This window comes from Saccharothrix hoggarensis, from assembly GCF_042678885.1.
In the GTDB taxonomy this organism is placed as follows: domain Bacteria; phylum Actinomycetota; class Actinomycetes; order Mycobacteriales; family Pseudonocardiaceae; genus Actinosynnema; species Actinosynnema hoggarensis.
Genome location: NZ_JBHTLK010000229.1, coordinates 1 through 11,026, shown reverse-complemented (window position 1 = coordinate 11,026; position 11,026 = coordinate 1). Strand labels below are relative to the sequence as shown.

The following is an 11,026-nucleotide window of genomic DNA, read 5'->3' as shown; positions in this document are numbered from 1 at the left end:
CGCGCGACCGCGCCGGCTACCACGCGGGGCGGCCGGCGCGGCGGACCTGCGAGCGGCTCACGCCGGGGCGCGCCCAGGCCGTGCTGGGCGTGCCGGTAGACGAGCTGGTCGACCGCAAGGTGCCGCTGAGCGACGTGTGGGGGAGCCGGGTGACCGACGAGGCCGCGTTGCGGGCCGCGCTGCTCGACCGGCTCGCGTCGGTCGAACCGGGCCGCTCGGACCTCGTGCACGCGGCGGCACGGCTGCTGCGCACCCGCGGGGTGGCGGAGACCGCGCGGGAACTCGCCGTCGGCGAACGGCGGCTGCGGACGTTGTTCGGCGAGGCGGTCGGCTTGTCGCCCAAGCGGTTCGCGCGGGTCGACCGCGTGCGCCGGGTGGTGGCGCGGGGCAGGGCGGGCGAGTGGGCGCGGCTGGCCGCCGAGCTGGGGTACTACGACCAGGCCCACCTGATCGCGGAGTTCCGGGCGACGATGGGCGTGCCGCCCGGCGCGTACGTCGCGGGCAACCTGCCGCCCGTCACGTCCTGCTAGAGCGCGTCCTGCCCGGGGCGGTCCAGCGCGAGGGCGAAGAACAGCGCCGTCTCGCCCTCGGCCGGCGTGCCCCGGTAGAACGTGGTGTCCAGCCCGCACAGGGCGAAACCCATCCGCCGGTACGCGCGCACGGCGGGCACGTTCACGGTGGACGTCTCCAGCCACGCGGTGAGCGCGCCGTGCTCACGGCCGTGCGCCAGCGCGTGCTCCAGCAGCGTCCGGCCGATGCCGAGCCCGCGGTGCTGCGGCGCGACGGTGACCTGGTGGATCACCAGCCGGCGGCGCCAGTCCTCCACGTCGACCGCCACGAACCCGCGCACCCGCGGGCCGTCGGCGGCGACGAACACCGTGCCGCCCGGGTCGTCGTCCGGCGGGAACACCTTGCGCAGCGGCGGGTCGACCGGCGTCTCGCGCAGCCGGAAGCCGTCCGGCCCGGCGTCCACCTCGAACACCGCGCCGGTGGTGAACGAGTCGTCCAGCCGGCCGACCTGGTCCAGGTCGGCGGCCCTGGCGGCACGCAGGTCCACGGCGTCACACCTCCACGGCGTCAGGTTCCCACGGTGTCGAGTTCCCCGGCGTCAGACCCCGGCGTCAGACCTCGGCGTTCCGGACGGCGGCGGACGCGGTGATGGCGACGGCCGAGCCGACCAGGCCCGCGACGGCGAGCCACAGCGCGGTCCGGAGGCCGACCCAGTCGGCCAGCACACCGCCCAGCGGCGCGCCGAGGACGATCACGCCCCGGTTGACCGACCGGATGGTGGCGTTCATCCGGCCCTGCATCCGGTCCGGGGTGATCGCCTGCCGGTAGCCCATCTCCACCGGCCCGTCCAGGCCGATGGCCAGGAAGAACAGGAACTGCGCCGCGCACAGCAGCACGAAGCCTGACGCGCCGGACGTGGCCAGCGGGACCAGCGCGTACGCCACGGGGGTCAGCCAGCGACCGGCCAGGATGGTCGGCCCGACCCCGAACCGGCGGCCCGCGCGACCGGACAGCGACGCGCCGATCAGCCCGCCGAGCCCGCCCACGGCGAACGTCAGGCCGAACTCGAACGCGTCGAAGCCCAGCACGTCGAGCACCAGCACGGAGTAGCAGGTGGTGACCACCGCGGTGAACAGGAACCACAGGTGCGACGTGAGGGCGAGCGGGCGCAGCACGGGGTGCCGGTACACCCACCGCAGCCCGTCCCGGATCTCGCCGCGCAGGTCCCGCCGCGGCGCGGGGTCGAGTTGCTCGGTGGTGCGCAGCCGGGCCAGCAGCAGACCGGACACCAGGTACGAGACGGCGTCCACGAGGATTGCCAGGGGTCCGCCGACGAGCTTCACCAGCGCGCCGCCGAGGAACGGCCCGACGCCCTGCGCGACCGACCGGGTCTGCTCGATCCGGGCGTTGGCGTCGACCAGCCGCGCGCCCGGCACGAGCCGGGGCAGGAACGACTGGTGCGCCGCGTCGTAGAACAGGGACAACGTCCCGAACACCACGACCAGGCCGATCAGCGACGGCATGGTCAACGTCCCGGTGAACGCCAGCAGCGGGATGAGCGCCAGCACGGCGGCGCGCGCGAAGTCGGCCCCGACCAGCATCGGCAGCCGCCGTCGCCGGTCCACGACCACGCCCGCGAGCAGCCCGAACAGCAGGTACGGCAGCCACCGCGCGGCCTCCAGCAGGCCGACTCCGGTGGCGGTGGCGCCGAGCGTCAGCACCGCCACCGCGCGCAACGCCAGCGTGGTGATGTGCGTGCCGGCCAACGACACCGTGTCGGCCGCCCAGAAGCGGACGAAGTCCCGATGGCCCCGCAACGTCGTGTCGGTCATTCGATCACCCCCCACAGCCACCCTGCCATGCGCCGCTCAGGCCGCACCGAGGCCCGCCAGGCACGCCCGCGGCCAAGCACACCCGGCACGGCGTCGATCACCGGCACGGCGGCGCTCAGGGCGGCAGCGGTCAGCCAGGGCGGCGGTCAGGCAGGGGCGGTGGTCACGACGGCGGCCGGTCCGGGCGGCGGCGGTCAGGCAGGGCGACGGCGGTCAGGCAGGCGGCAGGGCTCAGGGCGACGGGCGGTCAGGACGGCTGGGAGGCGCCGCAGGCGGCGGCCCGGTCGAGCAGGAGCTTGCGCTCCCGCTCGTTGCGGGTGAGGCCGGCCGCCCGCTCGAACTCCGCCCGCGCCTCGCCGTCCCGGCCCAGCTTGGCCAGCAGGTCGCCGCGCACGCTCGGCAGCAGGTGGTAGCCCTTCAGCGCGGGCTCGTCCACGAGCTCGTCCACCAGTTCCAGCCCGACCTCCGGGCCGAACGCCATCCCGATCGCCACCGCGTGGTTCAGCTCCACGATCGGGGACGGCGCGACCAGCGACAACGCCTCGTACAGGCCGGCGATCCGGGTCCAGTCGGTGTCCTCCGGCACGCGGGCCCGCGCGTGGCACGCGGCGATGGCCGCCTGCAACGCGTACGGGCCGGCGGCCCCGCCCAGCGACTCGGCCTTCTCCAACGCCGCCAGCCCGCGGCGGATGAGCAGCTGGTCCCAGCGGGCCCGGTTCTGGTCCAGCAGCAGCACGGGCTCGCCGTCCGGCCCGATCCGCGCCTTGGCGCGCGACGCCTGGATCTCCATCAACGCCACGAGCCCGTGCACCTCGGGTTCGCGCGGCACGAGGCCGGCCAGCACGCGGCCGAGCCGGAGGGCGTCCTCGCACAGCGCCGGGCGCATCCAGTCGTCGCCCGCGGTGGCCGAGTAGCCCTCGTTGAAGATCAGGTAGATCACGCCGAGCACCGACGCCAGCCGCGCGTCCCGCTCGTCCTCCGCCGGCACCTCGAACGGCACGCCGGCCTTGGCCAGCGCCTTCTTCGCCCGGACGATCCGCTGCGCCACCGTCGACTCGGGCACCAGGAACGCGCGGGCGATCTCGTCGGTGGTGAGGCCGCCCAGCATCCGCAGCGTCAGCGCCACCTGCGCCTCGGTGGACAGCACCGGGTGGCAGGCGGTGAACACCAGGCGCAGCAGGTCGTCGTCGATCTCGCCGACGGTGGCCGCCGCGTCGGGCACGTGGTCGGCGCCGGTGTCGCGGCCGATCTGCTCCAACTTGCGCCGGTAGTTCCGGTCACGCCGGATGAGGTCGACGGCGCGGTTCTTCGCCGCCGTCATGAGCCACGCGCCGGGGTTGCGCGGCACGCCGTGCTCCGGCCACTGCTCCAGCGCCGTGACCAGGGCGTCCTGTGCCAGCTCCTCGGCGAGGCCGACGTCGCGCACCATCCGTGCCAGCCCCGCGATGAGGCGGGCGGACTCGATCCGCCACACCGCTTCCACCGCACGCCGCGCATCGGTAGCCGTCACGGGGACGGATCAGATCAGCTACCGATGCGCGGCGGCAAGCGGAACGGCGTGGCGTGCCGCCCGCGGGTCAGCCGTTGGCGCGGGACTCCTGCTCGGCGCGCAGCTCGCGCTCCCGCTCCTTCAGCTCGGGCGAGGCGTTGACGAAGTCGTCCTCGGTGAAGACCTGCCGGATCTCGATCTGCGACTCGTCGCCGGTGGGGTTCGGCACCCGCTTCACCCACTCCACGGCCTCCTCCAGCGACTTGACCTCGATCAGCCAGAAACCCGCGATCAGCTCCTTGGTCTCGGTGAACGGCCCGTCGACCACGGTGCGCTTGTCGCCGGAGAAGTAGACCCGGGCGCCCTTGGAGCTGGGGTGCAGGCCCTCGCCGGCCAGCATCACGCCGGCCTTCACCAGCTCCTCGTTGAACGCGGCCATCTCGTTCAGCTGCTCCGCGGTCGGCTGGACGCCCGCCTCGCTGTCCTCGTTCGCCTTCACGATCACCATGAAACGCATGTCGTTCTCCCTGTCGGTTCGCTCGGCCGTCCATCCTGGCCCGTACCTGAGCGACGAACGAGCGGGGTCGTGGATCGACACGGCGGCCGAGGTTTTTCCAAGATTTTTCCGCAGGCCGTCGACCAGCGCTTTTACGTGATCGGCGAGCCTCCGGTCACACCGATGACCTCGCCGGTGATGTAGCTCGACTCGGACGAGGCGAGGAAGACGTACAGCGGCGCCAGCTCGGCGGGCTGCCCGGCGCGGCCCATCGGCGACTGCTCGCCGAAGCTCTCGACCTTCTCCGGCGGCATGGTGGCCGGGATGAGCGGTGTCCACACCGGACCGGGCGCGACGGAGTTCACCCGGATCTTCCGGTCGACGAGGTTCTGCGCCAGGCCCTTGGTGAAGTTCACGATGGCGGCCTTGGTGGTGGCGTAGTCGAGGAGCTGGAACGACGGCTGGAAGCCCTGGATGGACGACGTGGTGATGATCGAGGAGCCCTCGGGCATGTGCGGCACGGCCGCCTTGCACAGCCAGAACATCGCGTAGACGTTCGTCTTCAGGACGCGGTCGAACTGCTCGGTGGTGATGTCGAGCAGACCGCCTTCCTGCGACATCTGGTAGGCGGCGTTGCTGACCAGGACGTCGACGCGCCCGAACTCCTCGACCGCGCGGGCCACGACGGCCGCGCACTGCGACTCCTCGACCAGGTCGCCGGGGACCGTGACGGCCTTGCGCCCGGCCTCCTCGACCAGGCGCGCGGTGTCGCGGGCGTCCTTCTCCTCCGACGGCAGGTACGAGATGAGCACGTCGGCGCCCTCGCGCGCGAACGCCAGCGCGACGGCCCGGCCGATGCCGGAGTCGCCGCCGGTGATCACGGCCTTCTTGTCGGTCAGCCGCCCCGTGCCGCGGTACGTGCTCTCGCCGTGGTCGGGGGTGGGGCGGACGTCGTCGGTCAAACCGGGGTACTTGATGGGGGTCTCGGCCATGCCCGCAGGGTGCCCACGCGCAAGCCGCCTGAACACGCCGACGGCGCACCTCCGGGTGGAGGTGCGCCGTCACGGGTCCGCTCGGCGCGGTCAGCCCGCGGTCTGCCGGCGGAGGACGCGCTGGAGCGTGAAGGCGCCGGGGCCGAGGGCGGCGAGCAGCAGGAACACCCAGCTGTAGACGGCGGCCAGCTCGCCCATGTTGTGCATCGGGAGCAGCGCCTCGGGCTGGTGGACGGTGAAGTACGCGTAGGCCATCACGCCGGACAGCACGAACGCCACCGGCCGCGCGGCCAGGCCCACCAGCACCAGGACCGCGCCGACCAGTTCGATGACGCTGCCGTACCAGCCCGGCCACGAGCCGAACGGCACCGCGGCGCCCTGCCCGTCGATGCCGCCCAGGTAGCCGAGGCCCTGGAGGCCGTGGCAGCCGAAGAGGAACGACACGACGATCCGGAAGGCGGCGAGCACCAGGTCGTTGCGCTTGGTCGCGGTGGAGGTGGCGGCGGGGCGGGTGTCGGTCGTGGTGGTCATCTCAGCTCCCCTTCTCGGTGGTCTCACTGACACGACGAACGGGGTCGCGCCGGATCGACAGGTCCGCCGAACTTTTTTCCGGGAAGTCGAGCTGGACGGTGAAACGGCTGGTCGGGGGCGGCAGCGGCTGGCCGCGGCGGAAGAACCGGACCGGTCGCGGGTCGGTCGCCTCGGCCCGCATCGCGTCGAGGTCGGCCTCGGTCGGCGCACGGGCGACGGACGGGCCGGGCCGGTGGTCGAGCGGCGGCGCCGGAGGCAGGTGCTCGTCCGGCAGCGGGGGCAGGTCGAGCCGGCACGCGACCAGGCCGGGTGTCTCGGGGACGTCCACCGGGAACACCGAGCCCGGCCACACGTAGTCGAGGTCGTCCGGCACGTCGGGGAACAGCGGGCGGTAGAAGTCCGGGTCCTTGCGGAGGAGGGCGGACCGGTGGCTGCGGTGCAGCTCCTCGTCACCCAGCCACGGCGGCAGGAGGCCTTCGGCCAGGCACCACGACCACGTCGGCTCCCGCCCGCCCGTGAACTCCAGCAGCACGGCGCGCACCCCGTCCCGGTGGCCACGCCGACGCCACTCGTCGCACACCGCCGCCCCGTAGGCGACGAGCGCGGGCGTGAAGCCGCGCCACATGACGACCGCCGGGTGGTGCTTCCAGCCGTACTCGGGCCAGACCAGGGCCCGCAGCACCTGCAACGTCTCCACGCGCTGCTTGCCGAGCCGCCGCGAGTCGAGGACGGCGGCGCTGCGGCCGAAGGTGGCGCACGGCAGGAACGTCTGCACCCGTGCCGCTTACCCCGCGTGGACGGTGGTCAAGCGCCCGGACCGGGTGGTCGTGCCCCGGACGGGCTGGCAAGAGACCGCCGGTCTGTTAGGTTGCCCCGGTGGAGTTCCAGCGCGCCAGGCGACCCGAGCAGGTGGAGCAGCGGCGGCGCACGATCCTCGACACGGCGTGCTCCATGCTGCGCGACCGGCGCGTCGCCGACATCAGCCTGCGCGAGCTGAGCGAGCGCGTGGGGCTCGCGAAGTCGAACGTCCTGCGGTACTTCGACAGCCGCGAGGCGATCTTCCTCGAAGTGCTGGACGAGGAGTGGGGCGCTTGGCTGGACCAGGTCGAGGCCGACCTGGCGTCCGCCGACGGCGCGGTCGACGTCGCGAGCGCGATCGCCGGGTCGCTGGTGCGCCGCCGGCTCCTGTGCGAGCTGATCAGCGGCATGGCGGGCGTGCTGGAGCGGAACATCTCCGTCGACTGCGCCCGCGCCTTCAAACGCCGCGCGACCGCGCGCACGGCACGGCTGGCCGACCTCGTGCGCGCCCGCGTGCCGGAGCTGGACGACGCGGCGGCACGGCACTTCGCCGGCGTCGTGCTCGTGCTGACGGCCGGCCTCTGGCCGCACGCGAACCCCACCGACACGGTGGCCGCGGTGCTGGCGGAGCTGGGCGCGCCGCCGGCCGACGAGCTGTTCCGCGACGGCCTGACCGAGGGCCTGGTCAACCAACTGGTGGGACTCGTCGCCCGGGCGCGGGCGGCCGACGCCTAGGGTGCTCCCCCGTGAAGGCACTCGTGGTTCGCGGTGGCTGGGCCGGGCACTCGCCGGTGGAGGCCACCGACTCGTTCCTGCCGTTCCTGCGCTCCTCGGGCTTCGAGGTCGACGTGTCCGACTCGCTGGAGGCCTACGACGCCGGCCTCGGTGCGTACGACCTGATCGTCCAGTGCTGGAGCGACGGCGTGCTGACCGACGACCAGTTCGCCTGCCTCGACGCGGCGGTGCGGTCCGGGACGGGGCTCGCCGGGTGGCACGGCGGCCTGGTGGACGCGTTCCGCCACTCCCGCGAGTACATGCGGTTGGTCGGCGGTCAGTTCGTCGCCCATCCCGGTGATGTCGTGGACCACCGGGTGGACATCACGTCCACGCACCCGGTGGTGGCGGGCCTGTCCGGGTTCTCGCTGCGGACCGAGCAGTACTGGGTGCTGACGGACGGGCTGAACGACGTGCACGCCACGACGACGTTCGCCGCCGACCCGCTCTGGCACGCGCCGCTGACCGTGCCCGCGGTGTGGACGCGCCGGTGGGGCGCGGGCCGGGTCTTCGCGTGCACGATCGGCCACTTCCCGGCCGACCTCGCCCTGCCGCCGGTCCGGACGCTGGTCGAGCGCGGCCTCCTCTGGGCGGCCCGGCCCGCCGGCTGACGTCCGGCCCGCGCGTTCCCGGGCACCGGCCCTGTCGCCATCAGCCCTGTCGCCGGTCAACCTGTCGCGGTCAGCCCTGGGGGTCGTCAGCCGCGTCGTCGGCGCGGCACGCGTCGAGCACGCGGGCGCGCAGCCACCGGTGCGCCGGATCGGCGTCGAAGCGGACGTGCCACAGCAGCGAGACCACCACCTCGGGTGCCCGGAAGGGCAGCTCGAACGCGCGCATCCCCTGCCGCAGGGGCGCGGTGTGGCGCTCCGGGACCGTGGCGACCAGGTCGGAGGCGTTCGCCAGCGCCAACGCGGCGCCGAAGCCGTCGACCACCGTGACGACGGTCCGCCGGTGGCCCGTCGCGTGGAGGGCCTCGTCCACCAGCCCTTCCCCCAGGCCGCGCCTGGAGACGTGCACGTGGCGCGCGGAGGCGTACCGGGCGGCGGTCACCGTCCCCGTGCCGAGCGGGTGCTCGTCCCGCACCACCCCGATGAACCGGTCGGTGAAGAGGGGCGCGGTCACGACGTCCGGGGGGACGGCGCGGTCGACGACGCCCGTCTCCAGGTCCACCAGGCCGTCCCGCAGGCGCACCACGTCCTTCTTGGCCTTCCGGAGGAACCGCAGGCGCACGCCGGGCGCCGTCCGGCCCACCTCGGCCACCAACGCGGGCCCGAACCCCTCCACGAACCCGTCGCTGGAACGCACCGTGAACGTCCGCTCCAGCGTCGCCAGGTCCAGCCTTTCCGCCGGCCTCAGCACCTCTTCGGCTTCCCGGACCAGCTCGCGCACGCGGTCGCGGATCGCCACCGCGTGGGGCGTCGGCGCCAACCCCCGGCCGGCCCGCACCAGCAGCGGGTCCCCGGTGGCCCGCCGCAGCCGGGCGAGCGCGCGACTCATCGCGGACGGGCTGAGCGCCAGCCGTTCCCCCGCCCGCGTCACGCTGCCCTCTTGGAGCAGGACGTCAAGGGTGACCAGCAGGTTCAGGTCAGGTCGCGCCATACCCGAACGATCTCACGAACGCTCTGTGACGTGGCGTCCCGTGCACAAGTGGCTTGCCATCTTTGCGCCTTCCGCCAGGTCGGAACGCGCCTTACGTTCGGTGAGACCGGCGTCCACCGCGACCGGCACCGACTCCAGGAAGCGACCACCGCCTTGACACCGGCAACCCCACCGGCGCCGCCGGAGCACCGCCCGCCACTGACCGGGGTGCTCACCGCGCTGTCCCTGTCCGTGCTGCTGCCCGCGCTGGGCACCAGCGTCGCCAACATCGGCCTGCCGGCCGTGGCGACGGCCTTCGACGCCCCGTTCAACCAGGTGCAGTGGGTGGTGATCGCCTACCTCCTCGCCCTCACGACGGTGATCGTCGGGGCCGGGCGGCTCGGCGACCTCGCCGGCCGGCGTCGGCTGCTGCTGGGCGGCGTAGCCGTCTTCACCCTCGCGACGCTGCTGTGCGGTCTCGCGCCGAACCTGCCCGTGCTGATCGCCGGCCGGGCGCTCCAGGGGGCCGGTGCCGCGTGCATGATGGCGCTGAGCATGGCGTTCGTCGGCGAGACGGTGCCGCCGGACCGGACCGGCCGGGTCATGGGGCTGCTCGGCACGATGTCGGCCGTCGGCACGGCGCTCGGGCCGTCCCTCGGCGGAGTCCTGATCGCGGCGTTCGGCTGGCGCGCCATCTTCCTCGCCGCCGTGCCGCTCGGCGTCCTCGCGTACGTGCTCGCGCACCGCGTCCTGCCCGGCCCCGCGCCGACGCCGCGCGCCGCACGCCCCCGGTTCGACGTCGTGGGCATGGCCTTGCTGGCGGTCACCCTGGGCGCCTACGCGCTGGCGATGACGGTGGGGGACGACCCGTTCGGCCCGGTCGCCGCGGGCCTGCTCACCGCCTCGGCGATCGGCCTCGTCCTGTTCGTCGCGGCCGAGCGCCGGGCGTCGTCCCCGCTGGTCGCCCTCTCGACCTTCCGCGACCCCGTCCTGGCCGCCGGCCTGGCCACCAGCGCCCTGGTCTCGACGGTCCTGATGACGACCCTCGTCGTGGGCCCCTTCCACCTGGCCCTGGCGCTCGGCCTCGACCAGGCACTGGTCGGGCTGGTGATGTCGGCGGGCCCGGTGGTGGCAGCCCTCGTCGGCGTCCCGGCCGGCCGGGCCACCGACCGTTCCGGGACCGGAGTCGTGGTGGTCGTGGGGCTGTCCGGCATCATCGCCGGCACCGCGGTGCTGGCCGTGGTGCCGGTGGCGGCCGGTGTCCTCGGATACGTCGTGCCCCTGGTCGCCGTCACGGCGAGCTACGCGCTGTTCCAGGCGGCCAACAACACCGCGGTCATCAAGCACGTGGCGCCGGACCGGCGCGGCGTGGTGTCGGGCATGCTGAACCTCTCCCGGAACCTCGGTCTCATGACGGGCGCGTCGGTGATGGGCGCGGTGTTCGGCTCCGCCACCGGTGACGTCACCGCGGCAGCGTCGGCGGACGTGGCCCGCGGAACGCACCGGACGTTCGCGGTCGCCGCCCTGCTCGTGGCCGTCGGCCTGGCCGTGGTCCTGGCCCTCCGGCCGCGTTCCCCGCGCTGAGGCCGCTCAGGCGTCCGAGGCGGGCAGGGCGGCGGGTTCCGAGTCGGACAGGTTCTCCGGCAGCCTCAGGCCCTCGTGGAGCGGCACGAGCTCGGACTGCAGCACGAGTGCCGCCCCGCCGATCGCCGACGCCGTGGCGGCCGAACGGGACAGCCGTACGTCGACGCCGTGCGCCGCGCGGGAGAAGAACGCGCGGTCGAGCTCGTCCCGCACCACCGGCAGGTAGACCGAGCCGGCGATGGCGAAGCTCGGCCCGGTGAGCACCAGGACCTCCAGGTCCATGATGTTCGCCAGCGTCCGCGCCGCCACGGCGACGTACCGCGCCGAGCGCTCCAGGATGGCCGTCGCCGACGGGTCGCCCCGCCGTGCCGCCCGGCTCACGGCGGCGAAGTCGGACGACACCGACCGCGACCGGCCGGTCAGCCCGGCCGCGCTCGCCAGC

The 11,026-nt window shown here is 74.1% G+C and carries 13 protein-coding genes; 4 read left to right on the top strand and 9 right to left on the bottom strand.

Annotated features, from left to right (window positions below):
• Positions 1 to 530: helix-turn-helix domain-containing protein (locus ACFQ3T_RS29835; protein WP_380728276.1), on the top strand; the 530-nt coding region annotated here is incomplete at its 5' end.
• On the opposite strand, the gene ACFQ3T_RS29830 is transcribed toward ACFQ3T_RS29835, so the two are convergent.
• The 7 genes from ACFQ3T_RS29830 to ACFQ3T_RS29800 all read right to left on the bottom strand — a co-directional run bounded on the left by ACFQ3T_RS29830 (position 527) and on the right by ACFQ3T_RS29800 (position 6,625).
• A complete protein-coding gene (locus ACFQ3T_RS29830; protein WP_380728274.1) occupies positions 527 to 1,057 on the bottom strand; it encodes a GNAT family N-acetyltransferase in 531 nt (176 codons plus the stop codon). The two genes, ACFQ3T_RS29835 and ACFQ3T_RS29830, sit on opposite strands and share 4 nt — an antisense overlap.
• Before the next feature lie 64 nt (positions 1,058 to 1,121).
• A complete protein-coding gene (locus ACFQ3T_RS29825; protein WP_380728272.1) occupies positions 1,122 to 2,342 on the bottom strand; it encodes an MFS transporter in 1,221 nt (406 codons plus the stop codon).
• A gap of 247 nt (positions 2,343 to 2,589) precedes the next feature.
• Entirely contained in the window at positions 2,590 to 3,852 is a 1,263-nt protein-coding gene (locus ACFQ3T_RS29820; protein ID WP_380728270.1) for an RNA polymerase sigma factor, read from the bottom strand.
• Positions 3,853 to 3,919: 67 nt separating this feature from the next.
• Positions 3,920 to 4,348 (bottom strand): YciI family protein, encoded by a 429-nt coding sequence (locus ACFQ3T_RS29815; RefSeq protein WP_380728268.1) that lies wholly within the window; start codon positions 4,346 to 4,348, stop codon positions 3,920 to 3,922.
• A 131-nt stretch (positions 4,349 to 4,479) separates the two neighbouring features.
• Entirely contained in the window at positions 4,480 to 5,319 is an 840-nt protein-coding gene (locus tag ACFQ3T_RS29810) for an SDR family oxidoreductase (protein WP_380728266.1), read from the bottom strand.
• A gap of 90 nt (positions 5,320 to 5,409) precedes the next feature.
• Positions 5,410 to 5,850, bottom strand: coding sequence for a DoxX family protein (locus ACFQ3T_RS29805; protein ID WP_380728264.1), 441 nt, complete (start codon positions 5,848 to 5,850; stop codon positions 5,410 to 5,412).
• Position 5,851: 1 nt separating this feature from the next.
• Positions 5,852 to 6,625 (bottom strand): MSMEG_6728 family protein, encoded by a 774-nt coding sequence (locus tag ACFQ3T_RS29800; protein WP_380728263.1) that lies wholly within the window; start codon positions 6,623 to 6,625, stop codon positions 5,852 to 5,854.
• Between the two features lie 101 nt (positions 6,626 to 6,726).
• Between ACFQ3T_RS29800 and ACFQ3T_RS29795 the strand changes: the two genes are divergently transcribed.
• Together ACFQ3T_RS29795 and ACFQ3T_RS29790 are read left to right on the top strand one after the other, a co-directional pair.
• On the top strand, positions 6,727 to 7,383 hold the full coding sequence (locus tag ACFQ3T_RS29795) for a TetR/AcrR family transcriptional regulator (protein ID WP_380728261.1): 657 nt from the start codon (positions 6,727 to 6,729) through the stop codon (positions 7,381 to 7,383).
• Between the two features lie 11 nt (positions 7,384 to 7,394).
• Complete coding sequence (locus tag ACFQ3T_RS29790; protein ID WP_380728259.1) at positions 7,395 to 8,033, top strand: ThuA domain-containing protein; 639 nt, start codon at positions 7,395 to 7,397, stop codon at positions 8,031 to 8,033.
• Positions 8,034 to 8,103: 70 nt separating this feature from the next.
• Here ACFQ3T_RS29790 and ACFQ3T_RS29785 read toward each other — a convergent pair whose 3' ends face one another.
• Positions 8,104 to 9,021, bottom strand: a complete 918-nt coding sequence (locus tag ACFQ3T_RS29785) for a LysR family transcriptional regulator (RefSeq protein ID WP_380728257.1) — start codon at positions 9,019 to 9,021, stop codon at positions 8,104 to 8,106.
• Between the two features lie 207 nt (positions 9,022 to 9,228).
• On the opposite strand from ACFQ3T_RS29785, the gene ACFQ3T_RS29780 reads away from it, so the two are divergent.
• Positions 9,229 to 10,584 (top strand): MFS transporter, encoded by a 1,356-nt coding sequence (locus ACFQ3T_RS29780; protein ID WP_380728255.1) that lies wholly within the window; start codon positions 9,229 to 9,231, stop codon positions 10,582 to 10,584.
• 6 nt (positions 10,585 to 10,590) lie between these two features.
• Here the strand turns inward: ACFQ3T_RS29780 and ACFQ3T_RS29775 are convergent.
• Positions 10,591 to 11,026: ROK family protein (locus ACFQ3T_RS29775; RefSeq protein WP_380728253.1), on the bottom strand; the 436-nt coding region annotated here is incomplete at its 5' end.